General features: G+C 66.1%; 18 protein-coding genes. 15 read left to right on the top strand and 3 right to left on the bottom strand.

The features are described from left to right. Positions 1–281 precede the first annotated feature (281 nt). The 3 genes from J2W14_RS06840 to J2W14_RS06830 all read left to right on the top strand — a co-directional run bounded on the left by J2W14_RS06840 (position 282) and on the right by J2W14_RS06830 (position 4,879). Entirely contained in the window at positions 282–2,063 is a 1,782-nt protein-coding gene (locus tag J2W14_RS06840) for an ABC transporter family substrate-binding protein (RefSeq protein ID WP_307460246.1), read from the top strand. A 180-nt stretch (positions 2,064–2,243) separates the two neighbouring features. Beyond that, positions 2,244–3,785 (top strand): ABC transporter permease, encoded by a 1,542-nt coding sequence (locus J2W14_RS06835; RefSeq protein ID WP_307460243.1) that lies wholly within the window; start codon positions 2,244–2,246, stop codon positions 3,783–3,785. Next, complete coding sequence (locus J2W14_RS06830; protein ID WP_307460240.1) at positions 3,782–4,879, top strand: ABC transporter permease; 1,098 nt, start codon at positions 3,782–3,784, stop codon at positions 4,877–4,879. The genes J2W14_RS06835 and J2W14_RS06830 overlap by 4 nt, the downstream gene beginning before the upstream one ends. A 33-nt stretch (positions 4,880–4,912) precedes the next feature. Here the strand turns inward: J2W14_RS06830 and J2W14_RS06825 are convergent, their stop codons facing one another. Then, positions 4,913–5,542 (bottom strand): PH domain-containing protein, encoded by a 630-nt coding sequence (locus tag J2W14_RS06825; protein ID WP_307460238.1) that lies wholly within the window; start codon positions 5,540–5,542, stop codon positions 4,913–4,915. A gap of 79 nt (positions 5,543–5,621) precedes the next feature. Here J2W14_RS06825 and J2W14_RS06820 point away from each other — a divergent pair, with 79 nt between their 5' ends. The 6 genes from J2W14_RS06820 (at position 5,622) to J2W14_RS06795 (ending at position 13,719) form a co-directional block, all read left to right on the top strand. Beyond that, on the top strand, positions 5,622–7,451 hold the full coding sequence (locus J2W14_RS06820; RefSeq protein WP_307460234.1) for an ABC transporter ATP-binding protein: 1,830 nt from the start codon (positions 5,622–5,624) through the stop codon (positions 7,449–7,451). 251 nt (positions 7,452–7,702) lie between these two features. Then, the gene (locus tag J2W14_RS06815; RefSeq protein ID WP_307460232.1) at positions 7,703–9,388 is read left to right on the top strand and encodes a peptide ABC transporter substrate-binding protein; all 1,686 of its coding nucleotides are present in this window, start codon (positions 7,703–7,705) and stop codon (positions 9,386–9,388) included. Positions 9,389–9,526: 138 nt separating this feature from the next. After that, entirely contained in the window at positions 9,527–10,456 is a 930-nt protein-coding gene (locus J2W14_RS06810; protein ID WP_307460229.1) for an ABC transporter permease, read from the top strand. Next, a complete protein-coding gene (locus J2W14_RS06805) occupies positions 10,446–11,396 on the top strand; it encodes an ABC transporter permease (RefSeq protein ID WP_307460228.1) in 951 nt (316 codons plus the stop codon). The genes J2W14_RS06810 and J2W14_RS06805 overlap by 11 nt, the downstream gene beginning before the upstream one ends. An 11-nt stretch (positions 11,397–11,407) precedes the next feature. Further along, positions 11,408–13,126 (top strand): ABC transporter ATP-binding protein, encoded by a 1,719-nt coding sequence (locus J2W14_RS06800; protein WP_307460224.1) that lies wholly within the window; start codon positions 11,408–11,410, stop codon positions 13,124–13,126. A 176-nt stretch (positions 13,127–13,302) separates the two neighbouring features. Further along, the gene (locus J2W14_RS06795) at positions 13,303–13,719 is read left to right on the top strand and encodes a hypothetical protein (RefSeq protein ID WP_307460222.1); all 417 of its coding nucleotides are present in this window, start codon (positions 13,303–13,305) and stop codon (positions 13,717–13,719) included. Positions 13,720–13,741: 22 nt separating this feature from the next. Here J2W14_RS06795 and J2W14_RS06790 read toward each other — a convergent pair whose 3' ends face one another. After that, positions 13,742–14,656 (bottom strand): SGNH/GDSL hydrolase family protein, encoded by a 915-nt coding sequence (locus tag J2W14_RS06790; protein WP_307460217.1) that lies wholly within the window; start codon positions 14,654–14,656, stop codon positions 13,742–13,744. A 269-nt stretch (positions 14,657–14,925) separates the two neighbouring features. On the opposite strand from J2W14_RS06790, the gene typA reads away from it, so the two are divergent. The 3 genes from typA (at position 14,926) to J2W14_RS06775 (ending at position 18,422) form a co-directional block, all read left to right on the top strand. After that, positions 14,926–16,854 (top strand): translational GTPase TypA, encoded by a 1,929-nt coding sequence (gene typA / locus J2W14_RS06785; protein ID WP_307460214.1) that lies wholly within the window; start codon positions 14,926–14,928, stop codon positions 16,852–16,854. 55 nt (positions 16,855–16,909) lie between these two features. Then, entirely contained in the window at positions 16,910–17,266 is a 357-nt protein-coding gene (locus J2W14_RS06780) for a hypothetical protein (RefSeq protein WP_307460211.1), read from the top strand. Between the two features lie 358 nt (positions 17,267–17,624). Then, positions 17,625–18,422, top strand: a complete 798-nt coding sequence (locus J2W14_RS06775) for a type IV toxin-antitoxin system AbiEi family antitoxin domain-containing protein (protein ID WP_307460208.1) — start codon at positions 17,625–17,627, stop codon at positions 18,420–18,422. A gap of 236 nt (positions 18,423–18,658) precedes the next feature. Here the strand turns inward: J2W14_RS06775 and J2W14_RS06770 are convergent, their stop codons facing one another. Continuing rightward, complete coding sequence (locus J2W14_RS06770; protein WP_307460206.1) at positions 18,659–18,904, bottom strand: putative acetyltransferase; 246 nt, start codon at positions 18,902–18,904, stop codon at positions 18,659–18,661. A gap of 166 nt (positions 18,905–19,070) precedes the next feature. Here J2W14_RS06770 and fdxA point away from each other — a divergent pair, with 166 nt between their 5' ends. The 3 genes from fdxA (at position 19,071) to J2W14_RS06755 (ending at position 22,070) form a co-directional block, all read left to right on the top strand. After that, entirely contained in the window at positions 19,071–19,397 is a 327-nt protein-coding gene (gene fdxA / locus J2W14_RS06765) for a ferredoxin (protein WP_226762298.1), read from the top strand. 12 nt (positions 19,398–19,409) lie between these two features. Further along, positions 19,410–20,558 carry a succinyldiaminopimelate transaminase gene (gene dapC / locus J2W14_RS06760; protein WP_307460200.1) on the top strand — a complete coding sequence of 383 codons (1,149 nt, stop codon included), beginning with the start codon at positions 19,410–19,412 and terminating at the stop codon, positions 20,556–20,558. Positions 20,559–20,786: 228 nt separating this feature from the next. Next, positions 20,787–22,070 carry a citrate synthase gene (locus tag J2W14_RS06755; protein WP_307460197.1) on the top strand — a complete coding sequence of 428 codons (1,284 nt, stop codon included), beginning with the start codon at positions 20,787–20,789 and terminating at the stop codon, positions 22,068–22,070. Positions 22,071–22,248: the final 178 nt, after the last annotated feature.

The following is a 22,248-nucleotide window of genomic DNA, read 5'->3' as shown; positions in this document are numbered from 1 at the left end:
GCCCCGATGTGAGAATCGGGGCTTTTCCTGTGCCCGGGAACATTAGCGCCGGGCGTGCGGGACGTCAATAGACCGTGATGAATTCGACCCGGGAAACGCCGCACAATGTTGCAGCTCTGTAACGAACTTTACAGTCGGTCAACTTTCATCGCCCGGCGCTGAATTTCGGGCTTACGCTACATCCCATGTGAGACGGACCACACTGCCGCTGGGGGAGTGTGGACGTCTGCCCGGTGCCTACGGCCTCGGTCTCAACCACACCACAGAAACAAGGAGGCGGAATGCGCTTCGGTCGTATTTCCAAAGCAGTGGGCGTGGCAGCAGCAGCTGCCCTGGCCCTCAGCGCCTGCGCGGGCAACAGCGGCGGGACAACCCCGACCACTGCTGCGGCAGCAAGCAAATCAGGCGGATCTGCAACAGTCGTGGAGGTGAACGCCTTCAACACGTTCAACCCCAACACGGCTGATGGCAACACAGACATCAACTCCAAGATCAGCTACGCCACCCACTCGGGCTTCTTCTACATCGACAACAAACTGAACGTTGTCCGCAACGAGAAGTTCGGCAAGATGGAAAAGGTCTCGGACAACCCGCTGACAGTGAAGTACACCATCAACGACGGCGTGAAGTGGTCCGACGGCACCCCCGTGACCGCAGCCGACCTCGTCCTGCAGTGGGCCGCCTTCTCCGGCTACTACGACGATGCCGACGCCGAGGCAAAGACCGGAACGTCCTACTTCTCCTACGCCGGTGATCCGACGGGCATCGCTCTGACGGACTTCCCGGAACTCGGCGAAGACGGCCGCTCCATGACCCTGACGTACTCCAAGCCGTTTGCTGACTGGGAAATCGCCATTGGCGGCCCCGGTATCGACATTCCGGCCCACGTCCTGGCCAAGAAGGCGGGCCTGGCGGATGCGAAGGCATTCGTTGACCTGCTCAAGGGCATGCCGCGCGGCGACGCCGCGGCACCCCAGCCGGCCAACGCCCAGCTCCAGGCCATGGCGGAGATGTGGAACACCGGCTTCGACTCCAAGACCCTGCCGGCGGACCCGAACCTGTACCTCTCCAACGGCCCCTACATTGTCAAGGGTGTCAACCAGGACCAGTCCCTGACCATGGTCAAGAACAAGGACTACAACTGGGGTCCGGAAGCCAAGCTGGACGAAATCACCGTCCGCTACATCGGTTCCGCTCCGGCCCAGGTCCAGGCGCTCAAGAACGGCGAGGCCGACATCATCGCACCGCAGGCTTCGGCTGACACGGTGGAGCAGCTCAAGGCCCTCGAAAGCCAGGGCGTCACGGTCGAGGTCGGAAACCAGCTTTCCTACGACCACATCGACCTCAACTTCAGCGGCGTCTTTGCCGAGAAGAATGTCCGCGAAGCGTTCATGAAGAGCGTCCCGCGCAAGGACATCGTCGACAAGATCGTCAAGAAGCTGGACCCCGAGGCGAAGCCGCTCGACTCCCAGCTGTTCGTGCCGGACCAGGCCCTCTACACCGAATCCGCCACGGCCAACGGTTCGTCCGCCTACCAGGATGTCGACATCGAAGGTGCAAAGTCGCTCCTCGCCGGTGCCACCCCTGAAGTCCGCATCATGTACAACAAGGACAACCCCAACCGTGCGGACATGTTCGCCCTGATCAGCGAGTCCGCCACCAAGGCAGGCTTCAAGATCGTCGACGGCGGCCTCGGCAAGTCGGACTGGGGCAAGGCCCTCGGCGACGGCAGCTACGATGCCACCATCTTCGGCTGGATCAACTCGGGTGTCGGTGTCTCCGGCGTCCCGCAGATCTTCAAGACGGGTAACGACTCCAACTTCAACCAGTTCAGCGATCCGGAAGCCGACAAGCTGATGGACGAACTGATTGTCACCACCGACAAGGGCAAGCAGGATGAGCTGATCAAGCAGATCGACCAGAAGATCTGGGCTTCCTCCTACGGCCTCCCGATCTTCCAGGCAGTTGGCGTGGACGCGTACAGCGACCGCATCACCGGTGTGAAGTACATGCCGAACCAGACCGGTGTCTGGTGGAACTTCTGGGAGTGGGCACAGAAGTAGCCGACGACCGCAAGTGATACTTGCTAGCTAAAGGCGTCGGAACCGGGCATTCTGGTTCCGACGCCTTTCTAGCGACACCCCCAAACGATGGCGGGCCCTAGCCCGTCATCCGCGGGGAAAAGGCCAAACTCTGCGACCGGTCCGGGCAACCCCTGGCCCCGAATACCGAGGTTCTTTCCCATGGTGACCTACATAGTCCGGCGGCTCATCACTGCCGCCCTCATACTTCTCGGCGCATCCTTCCTGGTGTATCTCCTGACAGCGGCGTCAGGCGATCCCCTGGAGGAATTCCGTGCCAGCAGCGCCCCCAACAAACAGCAGCTCATGGACGCACGCACCGAGCTGCTGCAGCTGGACACGCCGGCCCCCATCCGGTATTTCCACTGGCTCGGCGGTGCGGCACAGTGCCTCATCCCGTTCGCCAACTCCTGCGACCTGGGCAAGAACATCGCGGGCCAGCCCATCACCGATGCCCTGGGACACGCACTGGTGCAGACCCTGACCCTGGTCACCGGGGCCACCGTGCTGGCGATCCTGATCGGCATCACGCTGGGCATCATCACCGCCCTGCGCCAGTACAGCACGCTGGACTACGGCGTAACGTTCATGGCCTTCCTCTTCTTCTCCCTCCCGATCTTCTGGGTCGCGGTGCTGCTGAAGGAGTATGGCGCCATCGGGTTCAACAACTTCCTCCGGAATCCCGAGATACCGATCCCGGCAGCCCTCGCCATCGGCGCCGTCATCGGCGTCCTGACGGCCGTGACCGTCGGCGGCGAGATGAAACGCCGGCTGCTCATCGGCGGCGTCGCTTTCCTGTTCGCGGCCGCCGTGCTGATGTACTTCTCCGCCACCGAGTGGTTCAAGACCCCGGGGCTGGGCCCGGTGGTCATCGCGATTGCCGGCGTCGGCATTGCGTTCGCCGTGACCCTGCTGTCGGCGGGGCTCAAGAACCGCAAGGCCCTGCAGTCAGCGCTGATCGCCGTCGGCGTCGGACTGGTCGTCTACTTCGTCATCCAGCCGCTGCTCAACGAGGCCACCATCCTGATGATCGTGCTCCTCGCGGTCGCGGCGGTCCTGGTCGGGCTGGGCATCGGCTTCCTGATGGGCGGCTACGACCGCGGGCAGTCCATGCGGGCCGCCGCGCTCACCTCGTTCCTGGTCGGATTCCTGATCCTGCTGGACCGCTACATGCAGGCGTGGCCCACATACTTCAACAACAGCCGGGTCCGGGGCCGCCCCATCGCCACCATCGGTGCGAGCACCCCGAACATCGAGGGCGATTTCTGGATCATGAGCCTGGACTCCTTCACGCACCTGATCCTGCCGACCATGGCACTGATCCTGATCTCGCTGGCCGGCTACACCCGCTTCACCCGGGCCTCGATGCTGGAAATCATGAACATGGACTACATCCGGACCGCCCGGGCCAAGGGCCTGTCCGAACGGACCGTCGTCATGCGCCACGCCTTCCGCAACGCGCTGATCCCGATCGCCACCATCGTGGCCTTCGACATCGGCGGGCTGATCGGCGGCGCCGTCATCACAGAAACTGTCTTCTCGGTCCGGGGGATGGGCTTCCTGTTCCTGGACGGCATCTCGCACGTCGACCCCAACCCCGTGATGGGCGTCTTCGTCTGTGTCGCCATCACAGCCATGGGTTTCAACCTCATTGCGGACCTTGCGTACTCCGCACTTGATCCGCGCGTAAGGGTAAAAGCATGAGCCAGCCAAGTCAGCAGGACGAAATCATGGCCGAGGACGCCGGGCTGCCGGCGGCCGGGGTCGAGCCCATCCTCGAAGCCAAGGGCCTGAGCCAGGGGCAGATCGTCCGGAAACGGTTCCTGGGCCACTCCGGCGCCATCATCGGTCTCGTCGTGTTCGCCATCATCTTTGTCACGGCCTTCACCTCCGTCGGCTACTGGGGCATCCCCGGCTGGTGGAAGTACAGCCACGACCAGGTCACCCCCCTGGTCAACGACGGCGTGCCCACCGCCTCGCTGTGGCCGCTGGCCTGGGGCGACCACCCCTTCGGCCAGGACCGGATCGGCCGCGACCTGTTCGCCATGACCATGCGCGGCGCCCAGCAGTCCATCACCGTCATGCTGGTGATCGGACTCATCGCCGGTCTGATCGGCGTCGTGGTCGGGGCCCTGTCCGGCTACTTCCGCGGCTGGACGGAAGCGATCCTGATGCGCCTCACCGACGTCATCATCATCATTCCGGCGCTCCTGCTCGCCGCCGTGATGGCACAGATGGCCGGCCGGCGGGACTCCGGCAGCTGGTTTGCCACCTTCGCCAGCAGCAACGGCATCCTGGCGCTGGGCATCTTCCTCGGCCTGATTACCTGGGTTGGGCTCGCACGGCTGATGCGCGGCGAGTTCCTCTCGCTGCGCGAACGCGAATTCGTCGATGCGGCCCGGATCTCCGGGGCCAGCAACGCCCGGATCATCTTCAAGCACATACTGCCCAACGCCATCGGTGTGCTGATCGTGAACATCACGCTGACCATGTCCGCCGCGATCCTCACCGAAACGGCCCTGAGCTACCTCGGTGTCGGCGTCAAGGCTCCGGACACATCGCTCGGGCTCCTGATTTCGCAGAACCAGGAGGCCTTCGCTACGCGGCCGTGGCTGTTCTGGTTCCCTGGCCTGTTCATCGTGCTGATCTGCCTGAGCATCAACTTCATCGGTGACGGCCTGCGGGACGCGTTCGACCCGCGCCAGAAGAAGTTCAACGCCAAGAAGGCCAAGGACCACGGCAAGCATCCCCTCGAGGCGACACCCGTCACCGCGTTCGACGGAACCAAGGACGACTAGATGCCGGCCTCCCGTAGTGCCCGCACGGATGAGCTACTGCGCGGCAACGCTCCAGTAGCTGGCCGCGAGCAACAGCACGACGACGGCGGCCGCCGCCCAGCGGTAGGTTACTTTGACCGGTGTGGTGGCGGCATCGCCGGCGGCCAGTTCGCCGCTTTCCACCAGTTCATGCCAGCGCTCCCGCACCAGCCGGGCCGCCTGGCCGGAGTCCGTGGACTTCAGGTCCCCGGGCCGCACGGACTGGCCGGGACCGTACGTGGTTGCCGGCAGGCCGCGGAGGTCCTCCGGGCGGGCATTGCGCCCGCCCCAGATGCCCGGCGCCGGTGCGGCCCAGGCCACGTAGCTCTTGCGGGCCGTGACCAGGGTGAGGGCGAACCGGGTGTCGACATGCACCAGGGCCTCCCAGGGCACCAGGACCGACCGGAACGGGTTCTCCAGGGTGACCCCGCCGTCGTGCACCACCACGGCGGGCATCCAGAACAGTTGCCAGCCCAGGAACGCGACCAGCAGCAGCGGTGCCGTTCCGGCCAGCGCCGCCGGTCCGGCGGTGATCCCCGTGACGGCGATGCCGAGAGCGGCGACCGCCCAGCACAGCCAGGCGAACCAGGCGTTCGTTCGGGCCTTGAAGATTTCAACGGTACCGGCATGCGGCGCAGAGCTCATGCCCCCAATAATTCAGTATTCCGAGCCGCAGCACTAATCCCCGGTGGACCGGCGGCCCGGGTGGAAGGAAAGCCCCATCATGACTGACTTCATCACCCTCGATCCAGCCGTCGCCCCGGCTCCGGGCAGGAGCGAACCCGTACTGGAGGTCCGCGACCTCAGCGTCGACTTCGGCGTGGACAAAAAGTGGGTGCCTGCCGCCATCGGCCTGAACTACGAGGTGCGCGCCGGTGAGGTGCTCGCGATCGTGGGGGAGTCCGGCTCGGGCAAGAGTGCCAGCTCGATGGCCCTGCTGGGTCTGCTGCCGAGCAACAGCCGGGTAACCGGGAGCGTCAGGCTCGCCGGAAAGGAGCTGCTGGGCACGGACGAAGCGAACATCCGGGCCGTCCGCGGCAAGGAAGTGGCCGTGATTTTCCAGGAGCCCATGACCGCTTTGAACCCGGTGTACACCGTCGGCGCCCAGATCGTGGAGACCGTCCGGCTGCACAGCGAGGTCTCGCCCGACGAGGCCCGGCTGCGCGCCCTGCGCATGCTCGAGCTCGTGGAGCTGCCGGACCCGGAGAAGGCCTTCCGGTCCTACCCCCACCAGCTCTCCGGCGGCCAGCGGCAGCGTGCCATGATCGCCCAGTCGCTGTCCTGCGATCCCAAGCTCCTGATCGCCGATGAGCCGACCACGGCCCTCGACGTGACGGTTCAGGCCGAAATCCTGGACCTCATGCGCAACCTGCGGAACAAGCTCGACAGCGCGATCGTCCTGATCACCCACGACATGGGCGTCGTCGCCGACCTCGCGGACCGGATCGCCGTGATGCGCCGCGGTGTCATCGTGGAAACAGGGACCGCAGCCGAGATCTTCCACAACCCCCAGCACGCATACACCAAGGCCCTGCTGGCAGCCGTTCCCCACCTCGGCCAGGGCGGCGCGGACAGCGCCGCGGAAGTGGACGTCACGGCAGCCCTCGCCGCCGCCACCCACGCCGAACTCACCTCCATCCCGGAAGAGCAGCTGCTCCGGCGCGAGCGTGAAAACGCCGCGGCGCTGGCAGCCGCGGCAGCGGCCAAGCCGCAGGGAGAGCCTGTGCTGGAGCTGACGGACGTGGCGATCGAATACCCCAAGCAGGGCCGCGTGCCCGCGTTCCGCGCCGTCGAGGGCGCCAACCTGGTGATCTACCCGGGCCAGGTTGTCGGTCTGGTGGGGGAGTCCGGGTCCGGCAAGACCACCATCGGCCGCGCCGCCGTCGGGCTGCTGCCGGTTGCGGCCGGCACCATGAAGGTCGTCGGGCAGGATATTTCCGCCGCCAAGAGGAACGGCCGGCAGCTTCACGAGATGCGCCGCCATGTTGGCATGGTGTTCCAGGACCCGTCGTCGTCGCTGAACCCGAGGCTTCCGATCGGCGAGAGCATCGGTGAGCCGATGTTCCTGGCCGGAGTGGCGAAAGGCGCCGAGCTGCAGCAGCGGATCGAGGCGCTGCTGGATCAGGTGGAGCTCCCGCGGAATTACCGCAACCGGTACCCGCACGAGCTCTCCGGCGGGCAGAAGCAGCGGGTGGGCATCGCCCGGGCGCTCTCACTCAAGCCGAAGCTGATGGTCGCCGATGAGCCCACCTCGGCGCTGGACGTGTCCGTGCAGGCCAAGGTGCTCGACCTGTTCCAGAACCTGCAGAAGGAACTCGGCTTTGCCTGCCTCTTCGTCACCCACGACCTCGCCGTCGTCGACGTGCTGGCGGACCGGATCTGCGTGATGCAGCGCGGGCGCATCGTCGAGCAGGGCACCCGGGACCAGATCCTGCGCAACCCGCAGGAGCCCTACACCCAGCGTCTCCTTGCCGCCGTGCCGCTGCCGGACCCGGAAAAACAGCGGGAGCGCCGCGAGCTGCGGGCCCAGCTTTTGGCCGCCGGACCGAGTTAACCCGCCATAACCGGGATCGCCCGGCGGCGAATACTACCAGCCGGTAGCGTGTGACCTGAAATACACCGCACTTGACGTTTCAGTCACGCTTTTTGTCGGGTCACGGTTTGGCAACAGAGTTCCACCATCTGGACAGTCTGGGGTTAGGCTACTCGTATATGTAGGCCACGTCACAGGGGATACCCCTGTGCCTGCCTGCGGGGAAGCATAAGTTTTTCCCTCACGAACTCCCACAACTCATAGGAGGCGGAATGCGTTTTTCGCGCACTTCCAAAGCACTGGGCATGGTGGCTATCGCCGCTCTCGCCCTGACCGGATGCGGCGCCGGAGGCGGCACCTCAAACGGTGCCACCCAGGCTGCCGGCGACCCCAACAAGGTCATCACCGCTTACAGCAACGAACCGCAGAACCCCCTGATGCCCGCCAACACCGGCGAGGTCTACGGCGGCCGCGTCGTCGAACTGCTCTTCGAGGGCCTGACCAGCTACGACCCCAGTGGCAAGTCGGTCAACGCCCTGGCCGAGTCCATCGAATCACCGGACGGCCAGAACTACACGATCAAGGTCAAGCCGGGCACCAAGTTCACCAACGGCGAGGAAGTCACCGCCAAGAGCTTCGTTGATGCCTGGAACTTTGCCGCGCTGAGCACCAATGCGCAGGGCAACAGCAGCTTCTTTGAGTCCGTCGAAGGCTACGACGCCGTAAGCGCCACCACGAAGCAGATGGGAGCCGACGGCAAGGAAACCGAGGTTCCCGCCCCCACGGCCGAGACCCTTTCCGGCCTCGCCCTGAAGGACGATTCCACTATTACGGTCAAGCTGACGCAGCCGGAAGCCGACTGGCCGCTGCGCCTGGGCTACTCGGCCTTCATGCCGCTGCCCGCCGACGCCATCAAGGACCCGAAGGCGTACGGCGAGAACCCGGTCGGCAACGGCCCGTACAAGATGGAGAAGGAAGGCGCCTGGCAGCACGACAGCCAGATCGCCCTGGTCAAGAACCCTGACTACAAGGGTGCCCGCGAAGCCAAAAACGGCGGCGTGACCTTCAAGTTCTACACCGATCCGGCCCCGGCCTACACGGACATCCAGGCCAACAACCTGGACGTCACGGACGTTCTGCCCACGAATGCCCTGAAGACCTACACCACGGACTTCCCGGAGAACAACCTGAACAAGCCGTACGCCGGCAACTCCACCCTGAACATCCCGGGCTACCTGCCCGAGTTCCAGGGCGAAGCGGGCCAGCTGCGCCGCCAGGCTCTCTCCATGGCGATCAACCGCGACGAGATCACCAAGGTCATCTTCTCCGGCACCCGCATCCCGGCCAAGGACTTCACCTCCCCGGCTGTTGACGGCTACAACGAAAACGTTGCCGGCTCCGAGGTCCTGAAGTTCGATGCCGCCAAGGCGAAGGACCTCTGGACCCAGGCTGACGCGATCAGCCCGTGGCCCGCAGACAAGACCCTGCAGCTCGCGTACAACACCGACGGCGGCAACAAGGAATGGATCGACGCCGTTGCCAACAACTTCAAGAACAACCTGGGAATCAAGGCCGAAGGCCAGCCGTTCGCCAAGTTCGCTGAAATCCTGAAGCTGCGCACCGCCAAGGAGCTGCCGGGCCTGACCCGCGCCGGCTGGCAGGCCGACTACCCGTCGCTGTACAACTTCCTCGGCCCGCTCCTGAAGACCGGTTCCAGCGCCAACTACGAGGGCTACTCGAACCCCGAGTTCGACAAGCTCCTCAACGAAGGCCTCGGCGCCCAGTCCACGGACGACGCCAACAAGAAGTTCACCCAGGCGCAGGAGATCCTGTTCAAGGACCTCCCCAACCTGCCGCTGTGGTACTCCGCACGCCAGGCTGTCTGGAGCGAGAATGTCAGCAACGTTGACTCCGGCTGGAACGGCGTTCTGCAGTACTGGGCCATCACGGCCAAGTAGTTCCTGAGTTCTGCGGAACTCATTTCCACATCACCAAAGCTTGGGGGTCCGGCCTAGCCGGGCCCCCACATGCTTGAAACCGGCAGGAAGCTGTCCCATGATTCCCCTTCGTTCCACCATCTCACCGGAGGCGCTGCTGTGATCCAGTTCATCCTCCGGCGCCTGCTGCAGGTCATTCCGGTATTCCTCGGAACCACCCTGCTCGTCTACTTCATGGTCTTTGCCCTTCCGGGCGACCCCATCCGCGCCCTCTTCGGCGACCGCCCGCCGAGCGAGGCGGTCATCGCGCAGCTGCGCCAGCAGTACAACCTGGACGAGCCCTTCTGGGTCCAGTACGGGCTGTTCCTGAAAAACCTCTTCACCTTCAACCTCGGCGTCGACTTCACCGGCAAGCCGATTGCCGACACCCTGGCACGCGTCTTCCCCGTCACGGCGATGCTCGCGATCGAGGCCCTCATTATCCAGGGCGTCTTCGGCATCGCCTTCGGCCTCGTCGCCGGACTGCGCAAGGGCGGCATCTTCGACAGCACGGTCCTCGTGCTGTCACTCGTCGTGATCGCCATCCCGACCTTCGTGCTCGGCTTCGCGCTGCAGCTGCTCGTCGGGGTCCAACTGGGGTGGGCCAAACCCACGGTCGGCTCGAATGTCACCTGGGGAAGCCTGATCCTCCCGGCAGTGGTGCTTGGCATGGTGTCCTTCGCCTACGTGCTGCGCCTGACGCGCGCGTCCGTCATCGAGAACATGAACGCCGACTACGTCCGCACTGCCACCGCCAAGGGCCTGTCACGCCGCAAGGTCGTGACCACCCACGTCCTGCGCAACTCACTGATCCCCGTGATCACGTACCTCGGCGCGAGCCTGGGCGGCCTGATGGGCGGCGCGATCGTGACCGAAGCCATCTTCAACGTCCCCGGCGTTGGCCAGAAGCTTTACCAGGCCATTCTCCGAAGTGAAGGCCCCACCGTGGTCGCCATTGTGAGCGTCCTGGTGCTGGTCTTCGTTCTCGCCAACCTGTTGGTCGATTTGCTGTACGCCTGGCTTGACCCGAGGATCCGCTATGAAAACTAATCGCACACTCGAGCACTTTGTCGCCCCGGTCGAGGAAACCCCTCTGCTGGCAACGGATGCCGTCAAAGTCGACGAGGCGCCGCTGAGCCTCTGGGCAGATGCCTGGCGCAAGCTCCGCCGTCGTCCGCTCTTCATCATTTCCGCGGTCATGATCGCGCTGATCATTGTGGTGGCCGTCTTCCCGGGGCTCTTCACCCAGGTCGCCCCGGACAACGGCTGCGAGCTGGCGAACTCCAACGGTGCTCCCACCGAGGGGCACCCGCTGGGCTTCACCTTCCAGGGCTGCGACATCTACTCGCGCATCATCCACGGCACCCAGGCATCGCTCATGGTCGGTGTGTTCTCGGTGATCTCCGTGCTGATCATCGGCGTCACCTTCGGCGCCCTGGCCGGCTTCTTCGGCGGCTGGGTGGATACCTTCTTTGCCCGCCTCGGCGACATCTTCTTCGCCCTGCCCATCGTCCTCGGCGCCCTGGTCCTTACCCAGCTGCCGCTGATGCGTGAGAACCGGGGAGTCTGGACCGTGGTCCTGGTCCTCGTGGTGCTTGGCTGGCCGCAAATGGCCCGCATCACCCGCGGCGCCGTCATCGAGGTCCGCAACGCCGACTTCGTGACCGCTGCCCGCTCGCTCGGAGTCTCCCGGCTCGGATCCCTGGTCAGCCATGTGCTCCCGAACGCGCTGGCACCGATCATCGTGCTCGCGACCATGGAACTCGGCGTCTTTATCGTCGCCGAAGCCACGCTCTCGTTCCTCGGAATCGGCATGCCCGGCTCGGTGATGTCCTGGGGCAATGACATCTCCGCGGCGCAGTCCTCCATCCGCACCAACCCGGCCGTGCTGCTCTACCCGGCAACGGCCCTGTCCATCACGGTCCTGAGCTTCATCATGCTGGGCGATGCCCTGCGCGATGCGCTCGATCCGAAGAGCCGCCAGCGATGAAGGAGGCAACCATGACTACGTCCGACGTCACGATTCTCGAGGCCGGAACCCAGGCTGACCGGCCACTGCTGGAAATCCGCGACCTCGCGATTTCCTTCAAGACCGGCAGCGGCGAGGTCCAGGCCGTGCGCAACGCCCATCTGACCATCATGCCCGGCGAAACGGTCGCCATTGTGGGCGAGTCCGGATCCGGCAAGTCCACGACGGCGCTGGCCGCGATCGGACTCCTGCCCGGCAACGGACGTGTCGCCGGCGGGCAGATCCTGCTCGACGGCGAGGACATCTCGCACGCTTCCGAGAAGCGCATGATCGAACTGCGCGGCAACATCATCGGCATGGTCCCGCAGGACCCGATGTCCAACCTGAACCCGGTCTGGAAGATCGGCGACCAGGTCAGGGAGACGCTGAAGGCCAACGGCCGCCCCAGCGGCCCGGACGACGTCGCCAAGGTCCTGGCGCAGGCCGGGCTGCCGGACGCCGCCCGGCGGGCCAAGCAGTACCCGCACGAGTTCTCCGGCGGCATGCGCCAGCGCGCGCTGATCGCCATCGGCCTGTCCTGCCAGCCGCGCCTGCTCATCGCCGATGAGCCGACGTCGGCCCTGGACGTCACCGTGCAGCGCCAGATCCTGGACCACCTGGAGAAGATGACCTCGGAACTGGGCACCTCCGTGCTGCTCATCACCCACGACCTCGGCCTGGCCGCCGAGCGTGCCGACAAGGTCGTGGTCATGTACCGCGGCAATGTCGTCGAGGCCGGCCCGTCCCTGGAGCTGCTGCAGAACCCGCAGCACCCGTACACCCAGCGGCTGGTGGCCTCGGCGCCGTCGCTGGCATCACGGCGCATCCAGGTGGCCAAGCAGCTCGGCGTCCCGACGGAAGAAGTTTTGGCTTCCGCCGAGACCGTTGCGGTTGAACCGGCGATGACCGAAGACGTGCTGCAGATCCAGAACCTGAGCAAGGTCTTCAAGCTGCGCTCCGGGTTCGGCAAATCGACCGACTTCACCGCCGTCGACGACGTCTCCTTCAGCGTCAAGCGCGGGACCACGACGGCGATCGTGGGCGAGTCGGGTTCCGGCAAGTCCACCGTGGCGCAGATGGTGCTGAACCTGCTCGAGCCGACCTCCGGCAAGATCATCTTCGACGGCGTTGACACCTCCGCGCTGAACAGCAAGGAGATCTTCGCGTTCCGCCGCCGGGTGCAGCCGATCTTCCAGGACCCGTACGGTTCCCTCGATCCGATGTACAACATCTACCGGACCATCGAGGAGCCGCTGCGGGTCCACAAGATCGGGGACAAGGTCAGCCGCGAGAAGAAGGTCCGCGAGCTGCTGGACCAGGTGTCGCTGCCGCAGTCCACCATGCAGCGGTACCCGAACGAGCTCTCCGGCGGCCAGCGCCAGCGCGTGGCGATCGCCCGTGCCCTGGCGCTGGATCCGGAGGTGATCATCTGTGACGAGGCCGTGTCCGCCCTGGACGTCCTGGTCCAGGCGCAGGTGCTGAACCTGCTCGCGGAACTGCAGTCCCGGCTGGGCCTGACCTACCTGTTCATCACCCACGACCTCGCGGTGGTGCGGCAGATCGCCGACCACGTGTGCGTCATGGAGAAGGGCAAGCTGGTGGAGACGGGCTCGACCGACGACGTCTTCGACGCGCCGCGGCAGGACTACACCAAGGCGCTGCTCCATGCCATCCCGGGCGCGCGCCTGATGCTGCCCCCGGAAGTGGCCTGAGCCGGGCAAACCTTGCTGAGTGAACCCGGCTGAATGTACGCAGCTGGCATGACGCCGGAGCCGGTGTCCGCCCCCCCGGGGGCGGGCGCCGGCTCCTGTCTTTCCGGGCTGCCCGTGGGACCGCAGGAGGACCTGCGGCCCTACACGAAGGGGACGCCAATCCCTAACATGGCGCCATGGAACTACTACAGGAACCGGGCGCTGAAGAACCGGCGTTGTCTGCCACCACGGTTTTCGCCAGTCTCGCAGAGCTGCGGGACGCCCCAGGGTACAGCCCAAAGGCCATCTCCGGCCGACTCATCAACTCGCTGGGCGCCGATGCTGCCGCACCCCTGCTGGGCGTCAGTGCGGACGTGCTGGATCGCTGGGCGTCGGGCCAGGAGGCACCCGACGCGGACGGGCGACTCCAGCTTGCGGACCTGGATGCCTTGGTCGGCCACCTCCACGGTGCCTTCACGCCGGCCCAGGCGATCTTCTGGATGTGCAGCCCCAACGTGCAGCTGGGTGCCAGGCCCATCGATGTCTACCGGACGCAGGGATCGGCGCCGGTGATAGGAGCCATCCGGGCCCATATGCACGGTGCTTTCGGCTGACCGCGCTCTCCGCGGCTCGCTCTCAGCGGTTTGCCGCGGGCCCTGCCGGCCCGGGCTCGGCCGGCCCGGGCACCGGGGCCCGGAAGCCGAAATCGCCCAGCCGCCGGGCCAGCAGCCCGGCCAGGGCGGCGTGGCCCTCGGGACCCATGTGCACGCCGTCGGCCATCAGATTGGTGAGGTTGTGGCGCGTCAGCCAGTCCCCGACGCCCACAAAGGGGATCGTATGCCGGGCCGCCACGGTGCCCAGCAGCGCATCCACCTCGGTGCGGCGGCCGCCGCCGTCTGCTGCGCCGCGGGCGAGGGTTCCGACCATCGCCAGCCGGGCCTCGGGGTAGCGCTGCCGGATGCTGGCGATCAGCCGCTCGGCGTTGGCTGAGATCTGCTGGTCGGTGGCGCCCCGGGAGGCGTCGTTCCCGCCGCCCTCAATGACAACGAGCGGCGGCGATCCGTAGGGCAGCAGCCAGTCGCCGCGCTGCAGGGCATCGATGTAGTTGCCGGTCGTGCCGTTGGAAGTAACAAATCCGGTGCCGCCCCGGCCGCAGAAGTGCACCTTGTAGCCCAGGCTGGCCAGTGCCGTCCGGGGCCAGGAAAACGTGGGTTCCGACTGGGAATCGCCGATCAGCACGGCGGTCCGGGCGATGTCCTCCACGACCACCTCGTTGCGGCCGTTGGCGGGATTGCGGTAAATGCTGCCCGCCGGCAGGCTTCCCGGCACGGTTGTCGCTTCAGTCAGTTTCCGGGTGCCGTACCAGCCCGCGGCCAGCGGCTCGCCGGCAGCCCCGGCGGGTGCGGGAGCGGTCTGGCCGTAGAAGCCGCCGACCGGGGCCGTGCCGTCGTCGGCGGTGCGGGTGGGGGGTGTCTGTCCGCAGCCGGCAACCAGGATGCCTACGGCGATCATCGGTGCGGCCAAGCGGGACAGAGCCGAGGCGTTGCGCATTGATGTCTCCGTGCTGGCTGCTGCTGTCAGAGCAATGATGGGGCATGGGCGGCGGAATATCCAGTGATTTTACTCACACCCGGCGCGCCGATCTCCCGTCCTGACTACCCGGCCGGGACGCCGGGAATGAGGGATTTTAGGCCAATAAATGCCTTAGCGTTTAGAATGGATGAAGGTGCCCTGTGCCAAAGGGGCGTATCCGTCGTGCGTTCCGGTTGGAAATGTCGCGATACAACAGCTGACTTCACCACTGAATCGAGCAATAACGCATGTCTGAAACCACCACCAACACCGCGGTAGCCACTGCATCGCGCAGTGACCTGCGCAACGTCGCGATCGTGGCCCACGTTGACCACGGCAAGACCACCCTGGTCGACGCCATGCTCAAGCAGACCAACTCCTTTGCCGCCCACAACCACCTCGAAGACCGGGTCATGGACTCCGGCGACCTCGAGCGTGAAAAGGGCATCACCATCCTGGCCAAGAACACCACGGTGGCCTACAACGGACCGTCCTCCAAGGGCGAGACCATCACCATCAACGTCATCGACACCCCCGGCCACGCCGACTTCGGTGGCGAGGTCGAGCGCGGCCTGTCCATGGTCGACGGCGTTGTCCTCCTCGTTGACGCCTCTGAGGGCCCGTTGCCCCAGACCCGCTTCGTCCTCCGCAAGGCCCTCGCCGCGCACCTGCCGGTGATCCTCCTGGTCAACAAGACCGACCGTCCCGACGCACGGATCGACGAAGTTGTGCACGAGTCCATGGACCTGCTTCTGGGCCTGGCTTCCGACCTCGCCGACGAAGTTCCGGACCTCGACCTGGACAAGATCCTCAACGTCCCCGTCGTCTACGCCGCCGCCAAGGTCGGCCGCGCGTCCCTCGAGCAGCCCGCCGACGGCTCCGCCCCGGAGAACGAGGACCTCGAGCCGCTGTTCCAGGCCATCATCGAGCACATCCCGGCGCCGACCTACAACCCGAACGGTGTCCTGCAGGCGCACGTCACCAACCTGGACGCCTCCCCGTTCCTCGGCCGCCTGGCGCTGCTGCGTATCTACAACGGAACCCTCCGTAAGGGCCAGACCGTTGCCTGGGCGCGCGCCAACGGTGAACTGAAGAACGTCAAGATCACCGAACTGCTGGCCACCAAGGCGCTGGACCGCGTCCCGACCGAGTCCGCCGGCCCGGGCGAGATCGTCGCCGTCGCCGGCATCGAGGAAATCACCATCGGTGAGACCCTCACCGACGTCGACAACCCGCAGCCGCTGCCGCTGATTACCGTTGACGATCCGGCCATCTCCATGACCATCGGTATCAACACCTCGCCGCTGGCCGGCCGGGTTAAGGGTGCCAAGGTCACGGCCCGCCAGGTCAAGGACCGCCTGGACAAGGAACTGATCGGTAACGTCTCCATCAAGGTGCTCCCGACCGAGCGCCCGGATGCCTGGGAAGTCCAGGGACGTGGCGAGCTCGCGCTGGCCATCCTGGTCGAGCAGATGCGCCGCGAAGGCTTCGAGCTGACCGTCGGCAAGCCGCAGGTTGTCACGAAGATCGTCGACGGCAAGGTCCACGAGCCGATGGAGCACATGACCATCGACGTGCCGGAAGAGTACCTCGGCGCCGTCACGCAGCTCATGGCTGCCCGCAAGGGCCGCATGACCAACATGGCGAACCACGGCACCGGCTGGTGCCGCATGGAGTTCATCGTTCCGGCCCGCGGCCTGATCGGTTTCCGCACCAAGTTCCTCACGGACACCCGCGGCGCCGGCATCGCAGCGTCCATCTCCGAGGGCTACGAGCCCTGGGCCGGCCCGATCGAGTACCGCACCAACGGTTCGATGATCGCCGACCGCGCCGGTGTTGTGACCCCGTTCGCGATGATCAACCTGCAGGAACGCGGATCCTTCTTCGTTCGCCCCACCTCCGAGGTCTACGAGGGCCAGATCGTCGGCGAGAACTCCCGCGCCGACGACATGGACGTCAACATCACCAAGGAAAAGAAGCTCACCAACATGCGTGCCGCTTCCTCCGACACCTTCGAGAACCTGACGCCCCCGCGCGACCTGACCCTCGAAGAGTCGCTCGAATTCGCCCGCGAAGACGAGTGCGTCGAGGTCACCCCGGAATCCATCCGGATCCGGAAGCTCATCCTGGACGTCAACCAGCGCGCCAAGTCCAACCGCGCCCGCGCGAAGGTCTAATCTTCGCGTTCTGCGCTGAAGAATCGGATCGTTTGTGAATAGGAGAGCTGCCGGCATGGCAGGCGGTATTGCCGCCGCCGTGCCGGCAGCTCTTTTTGCTGCCCTCGCCGGCACGGTCCTGCACGGGCAGGACTTCCTGGTGGCGGGCGTCGAGGTGCCGTGGGGCGCCGCCGCCGCGCTGGTGCTGCTGGGCTCCGTCGAGCTGTGGCTCGGCGCCGCGTTCCGTTCCGCGCTCCCGACGGCGGTCTGCGGCGCGCTCTGCTACGCGCTGGCCGGCTGGTGGTCCACCCTGGAGAACGGCAAGCGCCTCATCGTCGGCGACCTGGCAGGAAACCTCTGGATCTACGGCATCGCGGTGGTCACCATCGGCATGCTGGCCTGGTGCCGGCGCTACCGGCCGGCCACGGCTTAGCCACACCGCCGCACCACAGCACGCCACCCTGCCCGCGGGACATGCCCATTCTTCGCCCTCCGCCCCGGGGGACATGCCCATTTTTCGCGGCCAAGGATGGACATAGGCGCAGTATGTCCGTCCGCTGCACCTGCCGCGGGACATGCCCCTTCTTCGCTCCGCCCGCAGGCGGGACATGCCCGTTCCCCGCGCGCTGCCCGCGGACATGCCCATTGCTGACCAGGGACGTGCACCAGGCCCGCCGCGGAACAGGTCCCCACCGGGCCCGGTCCGCCGGGCATGCCCTTTTGCACATAGCGGATCCCGGCCCTGTTCCGGCCCGGGGCCTGGGCGCCACGATGTCCGCATGGTCAATGTCATGGAAGTACTTTCACGTTACGACGGCGTCGCCCGCGCCAAACACCTCGCTGCCGCGGGAGTCTCCGACTTCCAGCTCAAGGCAGCCCTGTCCCGGGGCGCAGTCTCCCGGGTGGCCCGGGGCGTTTACGCGGTCCCGGGTGCCGATGCCGAGCTCGTCGCCATCCGGTCGCTTCCGGCCGAGCCCGCGTGCGCCACTGCGGCGCAGTTCCAGGGGCTCTGGGTGCTCGAACCGCCCGTGCAACCCCATATTGCGATCACCCACAGCCGCCCCTATCCGGGCTTCATTTGCCACCGCTCCGCCGCGCCGCCCACGCTGCTGGACACTGTTGTTCAAAGCCTGCGATGCCTCCCGGAACTCGACGGTCTCGTCATTGCCGAGTCCGCCGTCGTCGTCAAAGGCTTAAGCCTCTCGGGGCTGCGGCATCGGCTGGCCGGGCGCAACGACGCGAGGGAGCGCCGGCTGGTGGCCAGGATCGTCCCGCAATCGCAGTCCATCATCGAGTGCATGGCCCGGTATTGGCTGCGCAGGGCAGGGTTCCATGTGGAGTCCCAGGTCAACATCCCGGGCATGGGCCACCTTGACCTCATGGTCGACGGCCGGCTCGGCATTGAGACCGACGGGGCGGCTTTCCACATGGACCGGGCAAGCTTCGAGGAGGACCGGCGCCGCTGGAACGTCACAACCCGGCTCGGCATCCCGACGCTTGTGGTCAGCTACACGCTGCTGCTGAACCGGCCCGATGAGTTCATCGCGATGGTCCGCGAGGCGCTCAACAGCATCTCCGCTGCGGCCTAGCGCCGGAGATGTCCTCCGAGTCGCGGTTCCCACTCATGCAAATGTCCAGAGTTCACAGTGACGGCTGGACATGCCCCACATTCGCCGACCGGACCGCGGGGACATGTACAGCGGTGGGGCCGCGAATGGACATAGTGGCTATATGTCCATTGGCCGAGGCCAGGGGAGGGCATGTCCACCGGGCGGGGAGGGGTGAGGCAGGCTGGGCTGGGCGTGGGAGGTCCGGGGCGGGGGGGTTAGGGCTGCTGGCGCGGGGCGCGGCGGGGCGGCGGGGGCGGGACCTGTTTGGCGGCCACCACCAGCGGCAGCGGGATCACGACGTCGGAGCGCCGGGTGCGGATGGTGCAGCCGTCCTCGGTGCGCGCCACGAGCTCGCCCAGGGCGTCCGTCAGCCCGCCCTCAATCCGGTACCTGACCACGACCCGGGTGCCGGGCTCGGCAGCGGCCAGGAACTCTTGGGGCGACGGCTTCGAGGAACTCACCCGTCCATACTAGGTCGGTTGGATTCCAGAGTGCGGACCCGTGTGACGCCCGGCTAGGTTCGCGGGAACCGGCTGGGAGATAATAGGCTCAGAAGTCAGCAGCCGGCGCTCAGGCCGGGAGCAGTTGTCCGGCACTTGCCGGAACCAGAGTGGAGAGGCCAGGGACGTGACGTACGTAATCGCGCAGCCGTGTGTAGATGTCAAGGACAAGGCATGTATTGAAGAATGCCCCGTTGATTGCATCTACGAGGGTGAGCGTTCCCTGTATATCCACCCCGACGAGTGCGTGGACTGCGGTGCCTGCGAGCCGGTCTGCCCCGTCGAGGCCATCTACTACGAGGATGACACGCCCGAAGAATGGGCCGACTACTACAAGGCCAACGTGGAGTTTTTCGACGATCTGGGGTCCCCGGGCGGGGCCGCGAAAGTCGGCAACACCCACACCGACCACCCGATGATTGCCGCCCTGCCGCCGCAGAACCAAGAGAGCTAGGGCGGGGCGTCGGTGACTTCTGCGCTGCGCAGCTTCGGCCTCAGCCTGCCCGACTACCCGTGGGAAGCCCTGGCGCCGTATCTGGCCCGGGCTGCCGAACACCCCGGGGGAGTCGCGAACCTGTCCATCGGCACTCCGGTGGACGCCACCCCCGCGGTGGTGCAGGAGGCCCTGCGCGCGGCGGCCAACGCTCCCGGCTACCCGACGGTCCACGGCACAGCCGGGCTCCGGGAAGCTATCGCGGCGTGGTTTGAGCGCCGCCGCGGCGTGCCCGGGCTGGATCCGCAGGACATCATGCCCACCGTGGGCTCCAAGGAACTCGTGGCCTGGCTCCCGTTCCTGCTCGGCCTCAAACCGCGCGACGTCGTCGTCCGCCCGACGGTCGCCTACCCCACGTACGACATCGGCGCCACGTTCGCCGGGGCCGAGCACATCGCCGCGGACGACCTGGACGAGCTCGACGCCGGCACCCGCGCACGGGTGCGCCTGGTCTGGATCAACTCCCCGGCAAACCCCACGGGCAGTGTGCGCGACGCCGAATCGCTGCGCCGGATCGTCCGGCAGGCCCGCGAGCTCGGCGCCGTCGTGGCCTCGGACGAGTGCTATGCCGAACTCGGCTGGGGCGAATGGGACCTCCAGCGCGGCGGCTCCCCGGTGCCCAGCATCCTGGACCCGCAGGTCGCGGAGGGCTCACATGAGGGCCTCCTGGCCGTGTACTCGCTGAGCAAACAGTCCAACCTGGCCGGCTACCGCGCCGCCTTCGTCGCCGGTGACCCCGCCATCGTGGCGAACCTGGTCAACAGCCGCAAACACGCCGGCATGATCGTTCCGTACCCGGTCCAGGAAGCTATGCGGGTTGCCCTTGGCGACGATGTACACGTCCAGGCGCAGAAGGACCTGTACCGCGGACGCCGCGAACGGATCGTGCCGGCTCTTGAGCGGTTCGGGCTGACCATCCACGAATCCCGCGCCGGGCTCTACCTCTGGGCCACCGCGGGCGAACCCACCTGGGACACTGTCGGCCGGCTCGCGGACCGCGGGATCGTCGTCGGTCCTGGCGTGTTCTACGGCGACGCCGGCAACGGATTCATCCGCGTGGCGCTCACGGCAAGCGATGAGCGGATCGACGCCGCCGCCTCCCGACTGGCCGCAGGCGCGTAACAATGCAGTGACACGTGCCACAACTGGCGCGTTTTGGGTAGGACCGGACGGCCTTGGATTAGTGCCACCCGGAAACTGAAGGTAGTTTTTAACTGACTATCAATGGTGGCTTTCCACAAGAAGGCAGCGCAGCCGTTGGAATCCGTGGCTAAAACAGGTTCCGTGGGCGGCTTCACCAAAAGTTGGACCAGCTTTCTACAGAGGCCCCGACGCCTCAGAGGAGACTCCATGACTGAGACCACCAGCGCAACCCTGCGCCATGCCGGCGGGGAACTCGTACTCCCGCGCATCCAGGTTGTAGAAGGAAACGAAGGCTACGACGTTTCCAAGCTGCTGAAGCAGACCGGTGCCGTTGCCTTTGACCCCGGCTTTATGAACACCGCAGCAACCACCTCCGCGATCACCTACATCGACGGCGACGCCGGTGTCCTGCGGTACCGCGGCTACCCGATCGAGCAGCTCGCCCAGCACTCAAGCTTCCTGGAAGTTTCCTACCTGCTGATCTACGGCAACCTGCCGACCGCCACGGAGCTGGAAGCCTTCGACCAGCGGATCCGCCACCACACCCTGCTGCACGAAGAGCTCAAGGGCTTCTTCAGCGGTTTCCCGCGCGACGCCCACCCGATGCCGGTGCTGTCCTCGGCCGTGTCCGCACTGTCCACGTTCTACCAGGACTCGCTGGATCCGTTCAACGCCGAGCAGGTGGAAGTTTCCACCTACCGGCTGCTGGCCAAGATGCCGGTCATCGCCGCGTACGCCCTGAAGAAGAGCATCGGCCAGCCCATGCTCTACCCGGATAACTCCCACAACCTCGTGGAGAACTTCCTGCGCCTGAGCTTCGGCCTCCCGGCCGAGCAGTACGAGGTGGACCCGGTCGTCGCCAAGGCACTGGACCTGCTCCTGATCCTGCACGCCGACCACGAGCAGAACTGCTCGACCTCCACGGTCCGGCTGGTTGGCTCCTCCAACGCGAACCTCTTCGCCTCCGTGTCCGCCGGCATCAACGCCCTCTTCGGCCCCGCCCACGGCGGCGCCAACGAGGCCGTGCTGAAGATGCTGCGCCAGATCCAGGCCGACGGCACCAAGCCCGAGGACTACATGGAGAAGGTCAAGAACAAGGAGGACGGCGTCCGGCTCATGGGCTTCGGGCACCGCGTCTACAAGAATTACGACCCGCGCGCCAAGATCGTCAAGGCCACGGCCCACGAGATCCTCACGAAGCTCGGCGGCCACGACGAACTCCTGGAGATCGCCCTGCGCCTCGAAGAGAAGGCCCTGAACGATGACTACTTCATCCAGCGCAAGCTCTACCCGAACGTGGACTTCTACACCGGCCTGATCTACAAGGCGATGGGCTTCCCGGAGAAGATGTTCACCGTGCTCTTCGCGATCGGCCGCCTGCCGGGCTGGATCGCGCAGTGGCGCGAGATGATCAACGACCCGAACACCAAGATCGGCCGCCCGCGGCAGCTCTACATCGGCGAGCCGGAGCGCAACTACCCTTCCGTGTAGTCCTTAGTAGACAAAAGCAGCAACAAGAGTACGACGCCGGCCGCTCACCCCACGGGGTGCGCGGCCGGTGTCGTTGTCACTCGGGTCCCGCACCGGGGCAGGCTGACCGACCATCCCGCACCCGGACGGGGCCGGACCACCGCGCGGCCGTCGGACTGCCGACGGTGTGGCCCGCAGC

Origin of the sequence: Pseudarthrobacter oxydans (assembly GCF_030812335.1) — a bacterium.
Classification (GTDB): Bacteria; Actinomycetota; Actinomycetes; order Actinomycetales; family Micrococcaceae; genus Arthrobacter; species Arthrobacter oxydans_B.
The sequence above is the reverse complement of the archived record's forward strand: the minus strand, read 5'-3'. Positions and strand labels throughout refer to the sequence as shown.

Coding starts and splice junctions, on each gene's coding strand:
- J2W14_RS06840 (WP_307460246.1), top strand. CDS start 282: ATGCGCTTCGGTCGTATTTCCAAAGCAGTGGGCGTGGCAGCAGCAGCT.
- J2W14_RS06835 (WP_307460243.1), top strand. CDS start 2,244: ATGGTGACCTACATAGTCCGGCGGCTCATCACTGCCGCCCTCATACTT.
- J2W14_RS06830 (WP_307460240.1), top strand. CDS start 3,782: ATGAGCCAGCCAAGTCAGCAGGACGAAATCATGGCCGAGGACGCCGGG.
- J2W14_RS06825 (WP_307460238.1), bottom strand. CDS start 5,542: ATGAGCTCTGCGCCGCATGCCGGTACCGTTGAAATCTTCAAGGCCCGA.
- J2W14_RS06820 (WP_307460234.1), top strand. CDS start 5,622: ATGACTGACTTCATCACCCTCGATCCAGCCGTCGCCCCGGCTCCGGGC.
- J2W14_RS06815 (WP_307460232.1), top strand. CDS start 7,703: ATGCGTTTTTCGCGCACTTCCAAAGCACTGGGCATGGTGGCTATCGCC.
- J2W14_RS06805 (WP_307460228.1), top strand. CDS start 10,446: ATGAAAACTAATCGCACACTCGAGCACTTTGTCGCCCCGGTCGAGGAA.
- J2W14_RS06800 (WP_307460224.1), top strand. CDS start 11,408: ATGACTACGTCCGACGTCACGATTCTCGAGGCCGGAACCCAGGCTGAC.
- J2W14_RS06795 (WP_307460222.1), top strand. CDS start 13,303: ATGGAACTACTACAGGAACCGGGCGCTGAAGAACCGGCGTTGTCTGCC.
- J2W14_RS06790 (WP_307460217.1), bottom strand. CDS start 14,656: ATGCGCAACGCCTCGGCTCTGTCCCGCTTGGCCGCACCGATGATCGCC.
- typA (WP_307460214.1), top strand. CDS start 14,926: ATGTCTGAAACCACCACCAACACCGCGGTAGCCACTGCATCGCGCAGT.
- J2W14_RS06780 (WP_307460211.1), top strand. CDS start 16,910: ATGGCAGGCGGTATTGCCGCCGCCGTGCCGGCAGCTCTTTTTGCTGCC.
- J2W14_RS06775 (WP_307460208.1), top strand. CDS start 17,625: ATGGAAGTACTTTCACGTTACGACGGCGTCGCCCGCGCCAAACACCTC.
- J2W14_RS06755 (WP_307460197.1), top strand. CDS start 20,787: ATGACTGAGACCACCAGCGCAACCCTGCGCCATGCCGGCGGGGAACTC.